The organism is Paracerasibacillus soli, assembly GCF_042432965.1.
Lineage (GTDB): Bacteria > Bacillota > Bacilli > Bacillales > Amphibacillaceae > Paracerasibacillus > Paracerasibacillus soli.
This window is the reverse complement of sequence record NZ_JBHLWL010000022.1, coordinates 390954-409688: the sequence shown is the minus strand read 5'-3', so window position 1 is coordinate 409688 and position 18735 is coordinate 390954. Positions and strand designations below refer to the sequence as shown.

The window sequence follows — 18735 nt, the reverse complement described above, 5'->3', positions numbered from 1 at the left end:
TCCCCCTTAAATAAGTTTTATAGAAATTGCCAATGTTCCCCATTTCATCTCTTGTTCCGGGGAATAAATCTCATACGTACTCTTAACCATGTCATCTATTGACATATTGACTGTATCAAACTTTTCACTTGGTAACGTATCATACATTTCTCTAAATGTCGTAAATTTCTGTAACCCGATTACTTCTACTCTAAGTTTTTCTTTTCCCTCTGGAATTTTTGTAAATTCAATCGTATCGCCAATATTTACTTTTCGTCTCTTTTCATCGTTTAAGCGAACTTCCACAGTCTTCCTACCGCTTTTGATAGATTGAAATGGCGCTATATATAAACTCATTTTATGTAACATATTGAAATCACCGCTCTTTTATTTTATTTATCTACAATGACTAGCATATTGGATTCATCAAATTCTCAATCTCAATCTTGACTATACGCTACTTCCCAATTAACCATCTAAGTCTGCAAAATACTCGCCATAACCTTAACCAAGCTTTGTAATAATATTTAATCTATTCATTTTACTCCTTCTTCCACTAACTTTTTATTAATAAAATTTACTAGTGTATGACGGTCTTCCGGAAAGGAAAGCGCTAGATTCTTAATCTCTTGTTTTGACTTCCAAGCAATTTCATAGATTAATTTATCTGGGTCTTGTATGTTGGCACTTCCACCGATTACTGCTACCTCAAAATAATGTACTTCAACTGCATGGCTTTTCTTTACAAACATCGACCGTTTAATCATTACTTCATATCCAGTTTCTTCGCGGATTTCACGTATGCAGCATGCTTCATAAGTTTCTCCTGGCTTTTTGCCACCAGAGGGCACCGACCAGAGTTTCTCTTCATTAGATAAGCCTTGTTTCACCATTAATATCTGCCGCTTTTCATTCATACAAACACCCGCTGCACCATACCACTTATCCATCTCTACCACTCCCGTTCAACATTCATTCTGCAATACCCAATGTGTTGCAGAACGAAAATTATCTGCTTTATAATCGCGTTGCACTGTATCCCAATCACCATAATATTGGCCATCTAGATATTTTTCCTTATAAAACTACTACCCCGCCATAGTTTTGTTAATTTCTAAAATATTTCACTATTCATAGCATAACAAAAATGCCTATAACGTTTCCATATATTTCTTCCACTTATGTCCGGAAATTTCGTAAAAGTTAGTGAGACCAGATATAATAGAAGGAACAAGAAAACTTTGTAATTAACTTAAAGATAGGAAGGAACACATTTATGGTATATATTGCAATTTTAATTTTTTTCATCACACTCGTCTTTGTTATATGGCAACCAAAAGGCCTTTCGATTGGTTGGTCAGCATGTATTGGTGCAGGCTTAGCATTATTAGTTGGTGTCGTTAATTTCCAAGATGTACTAGATGTAACAGGTATTGTTTGGAATGCGACACTAACATTTATTGCGCTAATTATTATCTCACTTATTTTAGATGAGATTGGACTATTCGAATGGGCCGCTTTACATATGGCAAGAGTAGCTAAAGGTAACGGAGTAAAAATGTTTCTACTTATAACATTTTTGGGAGCAATCGTTGCTGCTTTGTTTGCAAATGATGGAGCTGCATTAATTCTTACACCGATTGTCCTAGCAATGGTACAAGCAATGAATTTTAAAGATAAAATGATATTACCTTTTATTATGGCATCAGGATTTATCGCGGATACGACTTCACTTCCACTCATCGTAAGTAATCTTGTAAACATCGTTTCCGCTGACTTTTTCCATATCGGTTTTATTGAATATCTATCCAGAATGATTGTCCCGAACTTGTTTAGTTTTCTAGCTAGTATTTTAGTTCTGTATATCGCCTTTCGAAAAAATATACCTAGAGAATATGACACGACACAATTAAAACAACCGAAAGATGCAATAAAGGATATATTTTTGTTTAAAACCTCTTGGGTTGTCCTATCCATTTTATTAGTTGGTTATTTTCTGAGTGAATTTATTCAAGTACCTGTATCTTTCATTGCTGGAATCATTGCGATAATTTTTTTACTGATTGCAAGACGAAGTGCAGTAGTTCATACAGTAGATATATTAAAAGGTGCTCCGTGGAACATTGTCTTCTTTTCCATCGGTATGTACGTCGTCGTTTACGGTTTAAAAAATGCCGGTCTCACAACGTTGTTGGCCAATGTTATACAAGTTGTTGTAGATCAAGGAATGTATGCAGCCACTATTGGAATGGGCTTTATCGCAGCAATTCTCTCATCCGTTATGAATAATATGCCAACCGTTATGATTAATGCACTTGCTATTGCAGATACGACTACATCAAGCGCAATGAAAGAGGCGCTTATTTATGCAAATGTCATTGGTTCTGATTTAGGACCAAAGATCACACCAATTGGTTCACTGGCAACACTTCTATGGTTACATATTTTGAATAAAAAAGGTGTAAAAATTACATGGGGTTACTATTTTAAAATTGGGATCATCTTAACAATTCCCACGTTATTTATTACATTAACTGGATTGTTTATTTGGCTACAAATTATACATTAGGATTCAAAAATCCATTTAAAAATAATTGAACATCTATTTTTAACAAACTATTTAATTTCTAACACATTTGTATAATGAAAGATTCATAGTATGATAAATGTATAACATTAGAAGGAGATAGCAACATGTGGTTTATTTTTTCACTTTTAACAGCATTCGCTTGGGGTGCTGCGAATTTATTTTACAAGAAAGGATCAAATATTGAGGATCGTTATAGCCATCTAAAAATCGTCGTAATGGTGGGCTTTGTAATGGGTATTCATGCAGTAGCCTATATAATGGTTACAGGTGTTAATTTTGAACCGTTTGATATGATTCGCTATTTACCCGTTTCTTCCATGTATATTTTATCGATGACGATTGGTTACATTGGATTAAGATATATTGAGCTATCAATTGTGGCGCCAGTGCAAAATTCCTCAGGTGCAGTAACCGCTATTTTATTATTTATCTTTTTCCCAAGGGAATTAAGTATGTTTGACATAGTAGGAGTAATAGCTGTTACAGCAGGTGTTATTGGACTTGCAATTTACGAAAAACAGGATGAAACAGTTGCACTCGCGACTTCCACGGAAGTTGATAAAAAGTACCGGATTGGGTTTTTGGCGATTATCTTTCCTATATTGTACGCTCTCATAGATGGACTAGGTAGTTTTGCAGATGGCATTTATTTAGATGAACTAGCATTAATTAGTGAATCTTCAGCTTTACTCGCTTATGAATTTACATTTTTAATTTGTGCAATCCTTTCCTATTTATATTTAAAATTAATCAAGAAAGAGAATTTTATTATTTTTAAGGAGCGAGATAAAGGGTTTGCTGCTATTCTAGAAACAACTGGTCAATTTTTCTATGTCTTTGCGCTTGCAGGGAATGCCATGATTGCGGCACCACTTATCGCTTCTCACGGAATATTTTCAGTAATTTTATCACGCATATTTTTAAAGGAAGTTTTACATAAAAAGCAATATATGATGATTGCAATCGTAATGCTCGGCATTATTTTATTAGGAATAGCAGATGAGTTGTAGTAATTATCGAAAAGACCAATTATACAAACTAAGTAGTTTTAGCTGCATTCTTTTCGTTTCTTGATTTATAATATAAGAGTCACCCTAGATATTACAATAAAAGGAGTCCTAAAAGTGAACTATAAAAATATTACGATTGCTGGTAGCGGTGTATTAGGTAGTCAAATTGCATTCCAGACCGCCTTTAAGGGGTTCAATGTTTCAGTTTATGACATAAATAATGAAGCAATTGGAAAGGCAAAAGAAAGAATAACTTCTTTAAAAGCACGTTATCAAGAAGACTTAGAAGCATCTATCAAAGAGGTAAACAATGCGTATGATCGTATCACCTTTTATACAAATTTAGAAGAAGCAGTTGCAGATGCTGATCTTGTAATAGAGGCAATTCCTGAAGTGATTGATATTAAAACGAATTTTTATAAAGAGTTAGCAAAAGTTGCACCAGATAAGACTGTATTTGCAACAAACTCTTCGACCCTACTTCCAAGTCAATTTGCCGAAGTAACTGGAAGACCTGAAAAGTTTTTAGCATTGCATTTTGCTAATGAAATTTGGAAAAATAATACGGGTGAAGTAATGAAACACCCTGGTACGAATATGAAATATTTTGATGAAGTTATTGCATTTGCGAAAGCAATTGGTATGGTACCACTACCATTATACAAAGAACAACCTGGATATATATTAAACTCTTTGCTCGTTCCATTATTAGATGCAGCCCAATCACTGTTAGTAAAAGAAGTTTCTGATGTGGAAACAATTGATAAAACATGGATGATTGGAACTGGTGCACCGCTTGGTCCATTCGCCATATTAGATGTAGTAGGAATCACTACTGCATATAATATTACGTTAGCAAAAGCAAAGGCTACTGGTAATCCTGAATATCAAAAAGTTGCAGATGTACTTAAAAAGGAATACATCGACAAAGGGAAACTTGGAAGAGAAACTGGCGAAGGTTTCTACAAATATCCAAACCCAAACTTTATGAAACCTGATTTTCTAAAAGGATAAATACCACTCTTTCACCGCAAAAGAGGTTGGGACAATACAAAAGGGTCAGACCCCTCAACTACTTCATTTAGTATTTATTATGAAGCTTTTACTAATTATAGGTAGTTTAACGGAGGTTTCAGGCCTTTATGTCCTTACCTCTTTTTTTAGTGATTATTTTTTAATCCTAGCCTTTCTATGTTATGATTTTATCCAAGCGATAATTGTACGGAGGTATTTTTAGTGGAAAATATAAGAGGAATGCAATATATAAGGAGTGTTAGTTTAGAACGCGAGAATATTGGTTCCTATAACCAATATCCATTTCATTTACCAAGCATTAAACGTTTAGATGAACTATCTTTCCATCCTCATGTCACCTTTTTTGTTGGGGAAAATGGCATGGGTAAATCAACATTATTAGAAGCTATTGCTATCGCTTGCGGATTTAATCCAGAAGGTGGTTCCTTTCATTTTAATTTTACGACATATGACTCACATTCATCCTTAGAAAAACATATCAGACTCGTACGAGGTGTGCAAAAGCCAAAAGACGGCTTTTTTCTACGCGCGGAAACATTTTATAATGTTGCCTCTAATATTGAAGCTATGGATAACGCCCCTGCACCAGGACCACGCATTATTGATTCATTCGGTGGTGTTTCGCTTCATGAGCAATCACACGGGGAGTCTTTTTGGGCCACTTTTATGAATCGCTTTCGTGGAAACGGCATATATATACTTGATGAGCCTGAAGCCGCATTGTCACCACAAAAACAGTTGTCCATGTTGACTCATATACATGAATTAATCAATCGAAACTCCCAATTCATTATTGCGACCCACTCTCCCATCATCATGGCTTATCCACATGCTAAAATAATTGAATTTACGGAAGATGGAGCTAGGGAGACTTCTCTTGAGAAAACAAATCATTATGTTACGATGAAACAATTCTTTGAAGATAAAGATAGACTTATACATTATTTATTGCATGATTAATCTTGAACAAGTATCATGCATACAAATTCTGCAACACTATATACTAGTAAGGAATTTGAATCTATATATTAAACGTATGAGAATAATATGTTAAATTCCCTCTTGTATATTTATACATCCATATGTATAATAAATGTAGGATATATCATACAAGCATGACCATCGGAGGCACTTATGAAAGAATTTCAATTGAAAGATCATATCAAGTTTATCGTACCATCATTAATTGGTATATTTTTATTTATGACGCCCGTTAAAACAACAGAAGGTTTTACAATTCCAATTGCCATATTAGCCGGATGGGTGGAAACAAAACTGGCAAACTATTTATCTCTCATTATGATGATAATTATTGTACTAACAGCACTTCTAACAATCGTCATGAAGATAATTGGAAAAAGGCGATTAACAAATAAGCCATTTATACAACGTCTATTTCTAGTTAGCAGCTTTTGGACGATTGTTCGTATCTTGGCAGCTATATTTGCTGTCATGGTCTATTTTAAAATAGGGTCGGAAGCTATTTATGGTGACGATACAGGAAACACATTATTAGGTAGTCTTTTGCACGTTCTTTTTTCTGTATTTCTATTTGCAGGTCTTTTCTTACCACTATTAACGAACTTTGGGTTACTAGAACTATTCGGAACATTTATGACTAAAATCATGCGCCCAGTATTTAAGCTACCTGGACGTTCATCTGTTGATGCACTCGCTTCATGGATTGGTGACGGAACGATTGGTGTTTTATTAACAAGTAAACAGTATGAAGATGGATATTATACGAAAAGAGAAGCTGCCATTATCGGGACAACATTTTCAATTGTATCCATTACATTTACACTTGTCGTTATTGGTGAAATGAATTTAAGTCGTATGTTTATTCCTTTTTATATTACAGTAGTAATCGCTGGCTTAGTTGCAGCTATCATTATGCCACGTATTCCGCCACTTTCACGGAAGGCTGATACGTATATCGATCCAACAAAAGAAAAAGTCGATGAATCAATCCCGGAAGGATATAATGCTTTCTCATATGGTTATAAAAAGGCATTAGAACGTGGAAAACAAGAAACAAGTATTAAAAAGTTTTTCAAAGAAGGCATTCAAAATGTTCTTGATATGTGGATGGGAGTTGCGCCTGTTGTGATGGCGTTTGGTTTAATTGCATTAGTTATTGCTGAGTACACACCATTATTCCAATGGTTAGGCTTGCCTTTTATTCCTATTCTTGAATTAATGCAAGTGCCAGAAGCCGCTGAAGCCTCAAAAACTATTTTAATTGGTTTTGCTGATATGTTTTTACCAGCGATTGTAGGCTCGTCCATCGTTTCGGAAATGACCAGGTTCATTGTTGCAGCTTTATCTGTCACACAACTCATATACATGTCTGAGGTAGGTGGTCTCTTACTCGGTTCGAAGGTTCCCGTTTCCTTTAAGGATTTGGCAGTTATTTTCTTACTACGTACTGTTATCACGTTACCTGTTATCGTATTGATTGCACATATTTTGTTTTAATGAATAAGTATTTGATAAAAATTACCCTAGGTCATATGTTTCTCCTTGACCTAGGGTAAAACTATTGTTATAGAATGATTACTAATCAACGTAAATAAAGTAATGTTGATTGCCAATTAATCGAATCGGACTTTTACTGGCTGTTGATTTTTCACTTAATATACCTTAAATTCCCGAATTTTTCATGTAGAGACCTTACCGCCTAGTAACTTGCCATCAGTTAAACTTTAAGATCAATAAAGAATCACCGCAAAACTATCTTCTTCACCTTACACTTTAAATCTATTCACAAGCACTTGTAAGTCCTCAGCCATTTTAGCTAAGGAGTTAGCTGAAGCGGTAATTTCATCCATAGAGGCAAGTTGTTCTTCTGATGCAGATGCAACATTTTGTGTATTACTAGCGGAAGTTTGAGAGATACGAGCCATTTCTTCCATCGAAGCATTGACCTCTTCAACACTAGCAGACATTTCTTCTGTTACTGCTGAAACTTCTTGAATTTGAGCAGTTACTTCTTCGATTGACGTTAGAATCCTTTGAAAACCTTCGCCAGTTTCTTTTACAACTTGCATTCCCTGTGATGCATCTTCTGTTCCTTTGTTCATCAATTCAACCGCAAGTGATGTGTCTACTTGTATTTGTCCAATTAAACTCGCAATTTGATCAGCAGAATCCTTTGATTGCTCTGCAAGATTTCTTACCTCACTGGCAACTACTGCAAATCCTTTGCCATGTTCTCCTGCACGTGCTGATTCAATAGCCGCATTAAGTGCTAATAAGTTTGTTTGTTCCGCAATTCCTGTTATTACCTCGGTTATCGAACCAATCTTAATAGATTGTTCCCCTAAGCGCCTAATTACTAATGCCGATTCGCTTACAGAAGTATTAATTTCATTCATTTGTCTAATAACCTTTTGCAAGGATTCATTACCTTCATTTGCTTCCTTATTCGTATCTGTTGCTAATTCGGATACTGAAGATGTTGTATCTGCAACTTGTTGAATTCCGATAGCCATTTCATTCATTGCCTGTGCACTTTCGCCCGCTTCTTTACCTTGTATTTCTGTCCCGCTCGCGACTTCTTGAATTGACGTAGCGATTTGTTTTGTAGCTAATGAAGTTTCTTCTGCACTTCCTGTTAATTGCTCTGATGATGCAGCAACTTGTTCTGATGTATCTCTGATTTGACTTATCATTTGACGTAAGCTACTTATTAAACGATTGAAGGAAATAGCCAAATCTCCAATCTCATCTTCAGATTTAACGGAGAGTTCTTTTGTTAGATCTCCTTCTCCTTCAGAAATTTCCTTAAGCTGTTTATTTATTGTTTGAATAGGTCGTACAATCGTTCTCGTAAAAAATATACTGCATATGACTGCGATTACGCCCAAAATAACAATCGTAATGGATAGGATAGTTAATAATGAAAAAACAGTATCACTTATTACTTTGATTTTTGGACCTACAAGCCACATACCAATTATTTCCCCGTTCTTGTTTTTTAAGGGTTGATACATTGTTAGGTATTTTTGTCCTACAATATCAGCTTCACCTATATAAGGTTCTTCATTTTTCAAAACAACCTCTGCAATCTCCGGGTCAGATTTCGTACCAATCGTTCTTTGTCCATCTTTCATAACATTTGTTGCAACTCTTGTATCTCCTTGAAATATCGTAGCTGCTCCATTTGTTATTTCACCAATTTTATCTAAAATCTCATTATTACCATTAATCTTTACTTCACCTTTGTATAATTCGCCGTCTTTTATCTCCCAATCTCCCTTATAAGTTTCATCTAACCAGTTATAACCTATACCTGAAACAACTTTTACCCTATCAGTAAAAACCTTTTCCATTGCTTTATTTATTTGATAATAAGACACAAATGCAATAATAACAGATAAAAAGAGAATAATTCCTATAACTAAAAGATTAATTTTTGTTCCAACTTTAAAATTCCTAAATTTCATTTCAAGTTTTCCTTCTTTCATAATTAAATTCATCACTTTTGGTTCGCCCGAATAATATTAAATAAAATATCTATAGTAACTACCTTTATGAAATATCATAAATCGATTTTCTTAATTAAATTTACTGATAACAAATGCAAAAGTTTTAGTGAATTTCGCTAACCTTCCATCATACATCATCCCTCCATCTTATTTTCTTGTCTCCAAATATATTTATCGTCAATTTTTAAACGATTGTAATCAAATGAATTCACATTTTATCGGAATTTATTATCCCAAATTTGCCAAAAAAAGGGAGGGCAGACCCCAAAGAAGCCCTACAAAGTCATTGCTTTGTAGGGCTTCTGTTATCTTTATTTCGATTGGTTTTTCAATATAATAGGTTGGCTTTTCCTATATCGTTGTTACCTCATGTCTGTTTTGTTCTTTCGTAGCCTTTGGCTTCAGTGGTAACATACACAATTCTTCTATCATTGCACTAGCAGTTGGGAGCGAGCCTGCACCTGGCCCTTGTAAAGTTAGTGAACCAACTAAATCGGTTTGAAGATGAATTGCATTTTCTACTCCTTCAACAGGGAATAGTGGATGTCCCTCTGAAATGATACAAGGCTTGACGTGAGCATGCATGTTTCCATTTTTTATCGAAACAGTAGCAATATGGCGAATACGCTTTCCCTCTAACTGAGCTTTCTTTATTTCATCAACAGTTATTCCTTGAATGCCAGTAAGTGTAACTGATTTCCAATCAGGCTGCTTACCAAAAATAAGTTCACATAAAATCATTAACTTATAAAAAGCATCCATTCCCTCTATGTCATTTGTCGGATCCGCCTCAGCAAATCCAAGCTCTTGTGCAGCACGTAATGCAGCTGTAAATGAAATTTCTTCTTTCCGCATTTCTGTTAAAATATAATTCGATGTTCCATTTAATATTGCAGTAATTCCTTGAATCTGGTTCACTTGCAACAGTTGTTTAATTGTCTGGATTATTGGTACACCCCCTGCAGTCGTAGCCTCAAAACCAATCTGTACTTGGTTTTGTTGTGCTAATTGCATCAGTTCACCCCCATGGTGGGCAAACATTTCTTTATTAGCAGTAATGACATGTTTACCTGCTTGAATACATTGTTTTAAATATGTATAAGCAGGTTCTTTCCCAACAATCGCTTCAAAAACAACATCAATTTTTGAATTCTCGATAATCGCCTTCATATCCGTTTCAATCGATACTGATCCTTGAAAATCGGTGTAATTATGTGGATTTCTAATGACAATCACAGAAACTTCAACACGTCTACCTATTAGTTGCTGTAATCTTTTTTGATGGGTTTGTATCGTTTGATATACTCCCTTACCTACCGTACCGAAACCAAGTAAAGCAACATGCAATATTTCCAAAAAAATACCTCCATCTATTTTAATTCAAAAATTCCTTAATTATATTTCCCCATTTTTCATATTCTGTTAAAAAACCGTCATGCCCAAAGGATGTAGGAACAAAATGATAGGAACAGTTAGGGGCTTCTTTCGAAAACTTTTGAATAAAATCCGGTTCATATATTAAATCATCTCCATAACCAATTGTTAATATTGGAGCCTCAAATGATTTACACCCAGTTTCCCATCCTCCTCGTCCTTCTCCAATATCATGGTAATTCATCGCTCCCAGTAAATAAAGATAACTATTCGCATCAAATCGTTGCGTCAATTTTTTTCCTTGATAATCTAAGTAGGAGATAACAGAAAATGTACAAGCTTGTTTTTCGCGCTGAAATCTTTCATGGAATAAATGGGAACTACGATACGTTACCATCCCCAACATTCTAGCTATTTCTAAACCCCGCAACATTTGATTTTCACCATATTCCCCACCGTTCCATTCCACATCATTCTTGATAGCCGACTCAGCGATATAATTAAAGCCAATACCATAATCGGAAAGAACTGGGGTTGCAGCAAGGATAATTAATTTATCCATCATCTTTGGATAAAGCAGACCCCATTCCATAACTTGCATTCCACCAAGAGAACCACCAACAACTCCTGCTAGATGATTGATACGAAGTTTTTGTAATGCCTTGTACTGTGCCTTCACAATATCTTTTACAGTAATAACTGGGAAAGTCATACGGTACATTTCGTTTGTAGCAGGATTAATGGATGACGGTCCTGTCGATCCGTTACAGCCACCGAGTACATTGAATGTTAGTATCCGGAATTTATTAGTATCTATATAATTTTGTTCACCTATTAGACCACTCCACCAGCCTGGTTCTTCCTTAGATCCAACTGTAAGATGGTTCCCTGTTAATGCATGACAAACGAGAATCACCGGAGCAGCTGGTGGACCGACTAGTTCATAACGTAGCTTCACTTTCTTAAGTATTTTTCCTGATGTAAGTCGAAGCGAGCCGATTTCAATATCAGCAACTGACCGACATGATTTAGTTGCATTCGTTTGATCAAATACTAATGACAAACAATCAACTCTTTTCTAATCAATTTATCATAATGGAAAGCCATTACCGATAATGAACAAGACTGTTAAATTTCAACGGCAACTTGTTCAATGGAATGATTTCCGCGTTGCTTTATGATTTCCTCACATATTCTTTTTCCTGTTATTACAGTAATACCGGCATTTTCCGCATATTGTAATACGGGGTCTACTTTAGTTTCATTTTCTATCCACAATAACTTTCCTTGTTTGTTTATCAACTGTTCAATAATCGTTTTCGGCAATGCTTGACTATGAGATAATACGACATCAATGCTAACGACATTTAAATCAGCAATCGTTTTATCTCCTAAAAGAACCTCATATCCAAACGACTTTAGTTTATTTATATCATTTTGAAATGAAGCTGGTGCGCTTTGGTAACCTAACACTGCAACTACCTTTTTCCTAATCCCTTTACTTCTATCAAAAGGAGAATGCAACAACCACTTTTGAGCGGCTTCCACATCACTCACATTACTTTGCAATGTAGATTTCGTTGCTTGAGAAATCGCTTGATCAAGGTCTTGAATGATATCTTCTGCAGTTTCTATCCCAATGGACAGACGAATTAATTCCTCTGATACACCACTCTTTATAAGGTCTTCCGCACTTAATTGCTGATGAGTAGTAGATGCAGGATGGATGATAAGCGACTTTGCATCCCCAACGTTTGCTAAATGTGACCAGAGTTCAACATGATCAATCACCTTTTGTCCTACTTCTCTCCCACCTTTGATTCCAAATGTTATAATGGAGCCAAAGCCGCTTTCCAAATACTTACGTGCAAGATCATAGGATGGATGTGTATCTAATCCAGGATAATTTACCCATTCTACAGCTGGGTGTTCCTGTAAAAAGGCTGCAACCTTTCTAGTATTTTCTTGATGACGTTCTATCCGTAAATGTAATGTTTCTAAACCTTGCAATAACAAAAATGCATTTTGTGGACTTAAACACGCTCCAATGTCACGAAGAAGCTGCACACGTAATTTTGTAGCGAATGCCGCCGGACCCACATCTATATAACGGAGATTATGATAAGTTTCATCTGGTTCTGTGAATTCTGGAAAGCGACCAACTCCCCAATCAAAACGTCCACCATCAACGACAACTCCTCCAATCGAAGTTCCGTGGCCACCAATCCATTTCGTTGCGGAATGAACTACAATATCAGCCCCCCAAGTAAGTGGTTTCGTTAATATCGGTGTAGCAAAAGTATTGTCTATAATTAGTGGAATACCTTGTTCATGCGCAATTTTTGCAACAGCTTCTACATCAAAAACATATAAGCTGGGATTCGTAATAATTTCTGCAAATATTGCTTTTGTTTTATCTGTAATCGCTTCTTTAAATGCTTCAGGCTTTGTACCATCAACAAATTTAGTGGTAATGCCATACTTCGGTAAAGTCTTAACAAAAAGGTTATATGTCCCGCCATATAGGTTGCTATCAGCAATGATCTCATCTCCAGCACCCGCAATATTCAAGATTGCTAATGTTATTGCAGCCATGCCAGAAGATGTAGCAACGGCCGCGACACCATCTTCTAGAAGTGCAATCCGCTGTTCAAAAGTATCAATGGTTGGATTGCCAATACGTGTATATATGTTTCCGGCTTCTTTCAAACCAAATAGATTTTGAGCGTGCTCCGTATCACGAAAAACATATGATGTTGTTTGGTAGATTGGAACAGCTCGCGATCCTGTTGTCGGATCAGCTTCCTGCCCCCCATGTAGCAAAATTGTTTCTTGGCCATGCACTTGAAAATTTGACATAAAAATTCCTCCCTAAAATTTTATCGGATTTTGAAAGAGGGGAATAAAAAACACCCCCTTCCTAAGAAGAGGGCGTATTATCTTTACCGTTCCTCCTCTTATCTTCCAGATCCATTATGATCTGTAGGAATTAGCACCTTTAAAAACAAGCAATTTTGCTTTTAGGTTGCCGGGCTTCACAGGGCCTAGTCCCTCTGCCACTCTTAATAAGAGAATTAATTTTTTAAATTTAATGACTACTATATATGGATTTTATGCACTTGTCAAGGGGAAATGGTCATTCTTTTGATATTGTGTTAGAAAACTCACACTATTAATTGATTTAACTTACATTCCAATTAGCTTTATTTAACTAGATTAGTGCGATTCAAGTGAACATGAATGAAACTAGATTTCCGACTTTTCATGCAGAAATCTTCTCGAATACTTGAGGTTTCGGCTTGCAGTAAGTTATCTGCGTTAAATAGAAAAGACACCTTTTTGAATGGTGTCTTCTTCTTTAAAGTTCAATTCCTTTATAAGGCAAAAATGGTTTTATCCCACGCTTATTACCTGGTATAAATCGCATATCCGCGAACAAATGGCTCATATATGCAAGTACACACACCTTAAACAATCCATTTAATGGAAAGTCAATTGTTAAATAATAAGCAATAATACTGTAAAAAGCCACGCCTAGCAATGAATGAGTATACGATCGATGTGCCAACAAGGAAGCAATCATTACGTATATACCAAATAATTGCATCCATATTGCCATCAGTACATACCCAACAAAAGTAATTACCATACCCGTAAGCATTAGCATAAACTTATTTGAAAACCGTGGTAATACAAATAAAAGTATAATAGAACCGATGTAACTGATATATCCCTCACTGCCCTTGGCAAAAAAGTAAGCATAGCAACCTAAAAGAATACCTATCATGCGAACAGCTGTATTTAAGTATTTTTTCGATACTGAAATGCGGTTGGCCAATTTTCCGCCAGTGTCTAAATCCGGCGCAAGTCCCGAAATCATCCCAGCGCCAATTAAAAAGAGGACATCTCCCCCTACTGCACCGGTTTCCTTTGCTACTGCAAAACCTACACTAGCACCAATTACTGCATGAGCTGTACCCCTCATGTTGCTCACCCCTTTTATTCTAGGGGTCAGACCCCTTCAATCTGTTGTTCATCTGCTTTTGTCTTTTGACCACATAGGATGACATAGACAATAAGTGCAATAATGGCAACTACAGCCATAGCCAAGTAAAGTCCTGTATAACCAGTAAATGGTATGACATGACCAAGCATGTAGGGGCCAATTCCGATACCAAAATCAAGTGCGATAAAGTATGTTGATGTAGCTAAACCGAGACGATGCGGTTCACACACTTTGATTGCTATGGCTTGTGCACAAGATTGGAAATTCCCAAATCCTAGTCCAATAATCGCGCCAGCAAAGAGCAGTGTCATACCATGTTCTGCTGCGCTTAATAAAAATAGTCCGACTGCCATCAGAATTAGTGCAGGATACACAATAATATTCGCACCTTTCATATCCATCAGCTTTCCTGTAAACGGACGAGAAAGTAGAACCGCCACCGCATAAACTAAAAAGAAGAAACTCGCAGCATTTTGTAAATGTACTTCTTCTGCAAAAAATGCTAAAAACGACAAGACTGCTGCATATCCTAACGAAGCAATGACTGTTACCAAAGCAATAGGTAATGCTTTAAATTCAATGAAGTTAGACAAGTTGAATCTCTTTTTCACTTTATCTTCTGGCATAATTTCTGGCTGCTGTTCCAAGACTGGTTCCGATTTGACCATCAATCCCACGACAAGACTAAATAGTCCTAAAGCTAAACAAAAGCCGAAGATAAATGAAAAACTCGTATGCTGACTAAGGAATATTCCTAGAAAAGGACCTATTGCCGTAGCCAAAACAGTACTCATGCTAAAATAACCAATTCCTTCCCCTCTTTTTTCACTAGGAATAACTTGTGCAACCATCGTTCCTGTAGCTGTAGAAGCAACTCCCATGCCTATACCATTCAATAAACGGTTAGCAAGTAATAAAGATAAACTATCCGTAAAAAAGTAAAAAACCGTCGTAATAATAAAGAAAATGAGTCCAGACAAAAGAATGAGTTTACTATCCTTTTGTTCAATTATTCTCCCTGTCATCAGACGGCCAAATAATGTTCCTATTATAAAAATGCCCGATACCAATCCTGCAAGACTTGGTGAGGCATGAAAAGCATCCTTTGCATAAGGTCCCATTACAACCATCAATAAATACATCACAAGCATAACAAGAAAATTAATTGATGATACAATCATGAAGTCCTTTGTCCATAATTTTTCAGTTTGCATTGTAAATCTAATCCTTCTTTCTTAAAGTATAATGCAAAAGTATTTCGTTACCCTAATCAAATTTTAAGCAACTTAAATAATATATCATTTTTTATTAATACATCGCAAGTATTTTTGTTTATTAAGTTTTTTATGAGGATTAGAAAAAGTGCCAAGGAATGACAATAGCAAAATATCAGGGTAGATACGAATATAATTGATGTTTTGCTAAATTACAAAAAAGCAGTCACAAATTCATTATGACCGCCCCTTTTTCCCTCTGTACATGGAGATATATTTAAAAGTTACATTGATAAAAAACCATTTGTCATGTATAGCAACTCACACCTCCATCTCTATATCCCGTTAAATTTAACTTTTAATTCAACTACTTCAGACTGACTTCCAATTCTAAATGGGGGACCCCAAAAGCCAAATCCCGAAGTTACAATGGAATGCAAGTTTCCTTTTTGTAAATAACCCCAATCATTCTCATACAACAAACCTGTAATGATATTTGCTGGTGCAATTTGCCCTCTATGTGTATGACCTGATAAAAGTATATCAATCCCATTCTCATTTGCCTCAGATAATGCTATAGGTTGATGATCAAGCATGATAATAGATTGTTGTCTGTCAATACCTTTCATCAATTCTTTGATACTTTTTCTATCATTGTCTGTCTTATCATTTCTTCCTATGATATAAAGACTTTCGTCAATTTGCACCATTTCATCACCTAGCATGGTAATCCCCGCCTTATCCATTTCCACAAATATTTGTTCGATGTCCCCACCATAATAATCATGATTTCCAGATACTGCGTATACGCCGAGTGGTGCTCGTAATTCCGCTAAAACTTCTCCCATATTTTCTTTTAAAAATGGACCAATATTATCATTTATAATATCCCCAGGAATCATAACGATGTCAGGCTGTCTTTCATCTACTATTCGAACTAGCTTTTCGAGATGTCGTTTTCCAATCAACTCTCCCAAGTGTAAGTCTGAAACTACAAAAATGGTAAGTTCATCCATGTTTGCTTTTTTATTCAATGTGATTTCATGTGTACGCACAACTGGAGTCCACGCAAGATATGAACCGTAAGTAAATACGAACATAAAAAATACAAGTATAATAGCGCCTAAGATTCGAACACCTTTCTTTTTAAAAACAAAGTAAATGATATTTATAATTGGCAACAGGATCATACTATAGCCAATGATGACCATCCACATACCACTAACAAAGGCGAGTGTTTTCGTTGTAAATATTCGCTCCATAAATATACTAAGTGATAGGAAGATAAGAATGATGATATAAATCATTTTATTTTTACGCTTAAAAGTACTCTTGATCCAAATCCATCCATGATAACCGACATAAAGGCATAGTAAAAAGTAAATTACGAGTATAATAATTCCAATTAATATATTCCCCAATACTTCGTCTCCTTTTACAAATGATGATATATGTATCATTAACAACTTATGTTTATTACTAAGTATGATTCGTTTACCGTTTTATAAATCCCCTACGTCATTCATCGCCTTATTCATCCCCCCAACAGAGTTCACAACAGCTAGATTAACTATACAATAGCATAGTGATCCAAAGATATATAAACTAATTAACAATTACAAATTCTTAACTTAAAAGTCAGCAATAGAGCAATTTGAAGAACACCTCTCTGCCAGTCTTAAACCAGTAAATTATTTTCAAAAGACTGGCAACATGCTTTATAGCAATGAAAGAGGATATTCACATTGCAATTGTTTGGTTTACACTCCATTTCAATTTACCGGGAGTGATAACCAGTAATTTTTCTACCATGTTTTTTTCTTTCCATTACATGAAATAGCCATTTTAATAAAGGAGGTACAGCAAAGAAAATGAAAAATGTCCGAAATAGCTGATAGCCAGAAACAATCGATAAATCTGCGCCAATTTCATGTGCAATAATACTCATCTGATCCATGCCACCTGGTGCAAGACTTAAAAGTGCTGTAGATTCTGTTACGTGGTGTAAAACGGTCAATAATATACTCAGTAAAATAGAACCTACCATTAGCATGAATCCACTACCAATCGCTAAACTAAACGTCTTCAATTTATGCTCAATTTGATTTGCATGCAACATTAATCCCACATGTGTACCAATTAAAAGCTGTGCTATATTAATCACAAAGGTCGGTAACGTAGGTCCGGATATTCCAGCTAACTGCAAAATAGCTGTCCCAATAACAGGGCCTAATAAATACGCAGTAGGGAAGTGTATTTTATTCCCAACAATCGCAAAAGCAACACAAATCACAGCATAGAATATAATGTTGGGAAACATTCCAACTGTTTCTCCAACTGTAGTTACCGTAACTGAGCTAGCCCCATCTTGTACAACAAACGGAATAGATACTAATAAAGGCATCATGATTACAATGATCATTAAGCGCACCACTTGTGTGACGGTCACTACTGCTAAATTAATTCCTTTTGTTTCTTCCGCTAATAAAATCACTTGCGTTAGCCCACCTGGAACACTTCCTAATAATGCTGAACGGAAATCACTATCAGAGAACTTTGAAACAAGGTATGCAATTCCTACACACCATAACATCAATAAAAAAGTCAGCAAGATCATAGATGGTAACTGCCGGGCTATCTCATGTAGTGCGGCTGAAGTCATCGCCAACCCGATTGTGTATCCAACCATAACCATCCCTGAATCCCGCAAATAATTTGGCCAAGTGAATCTCCATTTTGTAACATTATTTATCATTACCATGACAACCATTGGTCCAAGCAACCATGGAACTGGGATGTGTAAAATTTTAAATATTGCCCCACCTAGCACAGCTATAATACCTGTAATGATTATTCTTTTATCATTCGTTGATACATGTTGATTCATTGTTAGAGCCTCTTTCTAGTCAAAATAAGTTAATATCATGCACATGTCAGTCAGGCGATTTATAAAGCTGAAATAAAACAGCTTTTGTCCACTTCACAACCTTACTATTTTTTACAAGTTCACTCCAGTAAACTGCATGCTTTGAATCAT

15 protein-coding genes and 1 riboswitch are annotated in these 18735 nt (G+C 35.7%); of the genes, 5 read left to right on the top strand and 10 right to left on the bottom strand.

The window, feature by feature from the left end:
• Positions 1–6: 6 nt before the first annotated feature.
• Both ACFFIS_RS08645 and ACFFIS_RS08640 read right to left on the bottom strand, forming a co-directional pair.
• Positions 7–348 carry an ASCH domain-containing protein gene (locus tag ACFFIS_RS08645; protein ID WP_390187004.1) on the bottom strand — a complete coding sequence of 114 codons (342 nt, stop codon included), beginning with the start codon at positions 346–348 and terminating at the stop codon, positions 7–9.
• A 167-nt stretch (positions 349–515) separates the two neighbouring features.
• Positions 516–929, bottom strand: a complete 414-nt coding sequence (locus ACFFIS_RS08640) for an NUDIX hydrolase (protein WP_390187003.1) — start codon at positions 927–929, stop codon at positions 516–518.
• 326 nt (positions 930–1255) lie between these two features.
• Between ACFFIS_RS08640 and ACFFIS_RS08635 the strand changes: the two genes are divergently transcribed.
• The 5 genes from ACFFIS_RS08635 to ACFFIS_RS08615 all read left to right on the top strand — a co-directional run bounded on the left by ACFFIS_RS08635 (position 1256) and on the right by ACFFIS_RS08615 (position 7092).
• The gene (locus tag ACFFIS_RS08635; RefSeq protein ID WP_390187001.1) at positions 1256–2548 is read left to right on the top strand and encodes an arsenic transporter; all 1293 of its coding nucleotides are present in this window, start codon (positions 1256–1258) and stop codon (positions 2546–2548) included.
• Between the two features lie 125 nt (positions 2549–2673).
• Entirely contained in the window at positions 2674–3579 is a 906-nt protein-coding gene (locus ACFFIS_RS08630) for an EamA family transporter (protein WP_390187000.1), read from the top strand.
• Between the two features lie 114 nt (positions 3580–3693).
• On the top strand, positions 3694–4593 hold the full coding sequence (locus ACFFIS_RS08625; protein WP_390186998.1) for a 3-hydroxyacyl-CoA dehydrogenase: 900 nt from the start codon (positions 3694–3696) through the stop codon (positions 4591–4593).
• Between the two features lie 240 nt (positions 4594–4833).
• Positions 4834–5574 carry an AAA family ATPase gene (locus ACFFIS_RS08620; RefSeq protein WP_390187102.1) on the top strand — a complete coding sequence of 247 codons (741 nt, stop codon included), beginning with the start codon at positions 4834–4836 and terminating at the stop codon, positions 5572–5574.
• Positions 5575–5748: 174 nt separating this feature from the next.
• Positions 5749–7092 (top strand): YjiH family protein, encoded by a 1344-nt coding sequence (locus ACFFIS_RS08615; RefSeq protein WP_320378735.1) that lies wholly within the window; start codon positions 5749–5751, stop codon positions 7090–7092.
• A 269-nt stretch (positions 7093–7361) separates the two neighbouring features.
• Here the strand turns inward: ACFFIS_RS08615 and ACFFIS_RS08610 are convergent, their stop codons facing one another.
• The 8 genes from ACFFIS_RS08610 to ACFFIS_RS08575 form a co-directional block, all read right to left on the bottom strand.
• The gene (locus ACFFIS_RS08610) at positions 7362–9062 is read right to left on the bottom strand and encodes a methyl-accepting chemotaxis protein (protein WP_390186995.1); all 1701 of its coding nucleotides are present in this window, start codon (positions 9060–9062) and stop codon (positions 7362–7364) included.
• Positions 9063–9455: 393 nt separating this feature from the next.
• A complete protein-coding gene (locus ACFFIS_RS08605; RefSeq protein ID WP_390186993.1) occupies positions 9456–10460 on the bottom strand; it encodes a homoserine dehydrogenase in 1005 nt (334 codons plus the stop codon).
• A 19-nt stretch (positions 10461–10479) separates the two neighbouring features.
• Positions 10480–11541: a homoserine O-acetyltransferase MetX gene (metX, locus tag ACFFIS_RS08600; protein WP_320378733.1), complete on the bottom strand. Its 1062-nt coding sequence runs from the start codon at positions 11539–11541 to the stop codon at positions 10480–10482.
• 65 nt (positions 11542–11606) lie between these two features.
• Entirely contained in the window at positions 11607–13337 is a 1731-nt protein-coding gene (locus ACFFIS_RS08595) for a PLP-dependent aspartate aminotransferase family protein (protein ID WP_390186991.1), read from the bottom strand.
• 95 nt (positions 13338–13432) lie between these two features.
• A riboswitch (SAM riboswitch) is annotated at positions 13433–13550 on the bottom strand.
• Between the two features lie 286 nt (positions 13551–13836).
• Positions 13837–14463 carry a metal-dependent hydrolase gene (locus tag ACFFIS_RS08590; RefSeq protein ID WP_390186989.1) on the bottom strand — a complete coding sequence of 209 codons (627 nt, stop codon included), beginning with the start codon at positions 14461–14463 and terminating at the stop codon, positions 13837–13839.
• A gap of 26 nt (positions 14464–14489) precedes the next feature.
• Entirely contained in the window at positions 14490–15698 is a 1209-nt protein-coding gene (locus ACFFIS_RS08585) for an MFS transporter (protein ID WP_390186988.1), read from the bottom strand.
• A gap of 335 nt (positions 15699–16033) precedes the next feature.
• Entirely contained in the window at positions 16034–17119 is a 1086-nt protein-coding gene (locus ACFFIS_RS08580) for a metallophosphoesterase (RefSeq protein WP_390186987.1), read from the bottom strand.
• A 356-nt stretch (positions 17120–17475) separates the two neighbouring features.
• A complete protein-coding gene (locus tag ACFFIS_RS08575) occupies positions 17476–18585 on the bottom strand; it encodes an AbrB family protein (RefSeq protein WP_320378728.1) in 1110 nt (369 codons plus the stop codon).
• Positions 18586–18735: the final 150 nt, after the last annotated feature.

Coding starts and splice junctions, on each gene's coding strand:
- ACFFIS_RS08645 (WP_390187004.1), bottom strand. CDS start 348: ATGTTACATAAAATGAGTTTATATATAGCGCCATTTCAATCTATCAAA.
- ACFFIS_RS08610 (WP_390186995.1), bottom strand. CDS start 9,062: ATGAAATTTAGGAATTTTAAAGTTGGAACAAAAATTAATCTTTTAGTT.
- ACFFIS_RS08575 (WP_320378728.1), bottom strand. CDS start 18,585: ATGAATCAACATGTATCAACGAATGATAAAAGAATAATCATTACAGGT.
- ACFFIS_RS08585 (WP_390186988.1), bottom strand. CDS start 15,698: ATGCAAACTGAAAAATTATGGACAAAGGACTTCATGATTGTATCATCA.
- ACFFIS_RS08630 (WP_390187000.1), top strand. CDS start 2,674: ATGTGGTTTATTTTTTCACTTTTAACAGCATTCGCTTGGGGTGCTGCG.
- ACFFIS_RS08615 (WP_320378735.1), top strand. CDS start 5,749: ATGAAAGAATTTCAATTGAAAGATCATATCAAGTTTATCGTACCATCA.
- ACFFIS_RS08620 (WP_390187102.1), top strand. CDS start 4,834: ATGCAATATATAAGGAGTGTTAGTTTAGAACGCGAGAATATTGGTTCC.
- ACFFIS_RS08590 (WP_390186989.1), bottom strand. CDS start 14,463: ATGAGGGGTACAGCTCATGCAGTAATTGGTGCTAGTGTAGGTTTTGCA.
- ACFFIS_RS08635 (WP_390187001.1), top strand. CDS start 1,256: ATGGTATATATTGCAATTTTAATTTTTTTCATCACACTCGTCTTTGTT.
- ACFFIS_RS08595 (WP_390186991.1), bottom strand. CDS start 13,337: ATGTCAAATTTTCAAGTGCATGGCCAAGAAACAATTTTGCTACATGGG.
- ACFFIS_RS08640 (WP_390187003.1), bottom strand. CDS start 929: ATGGATAAGTGGTATGGTGCAGCGGGTGTTTGTATGAATGAAAAGCGG.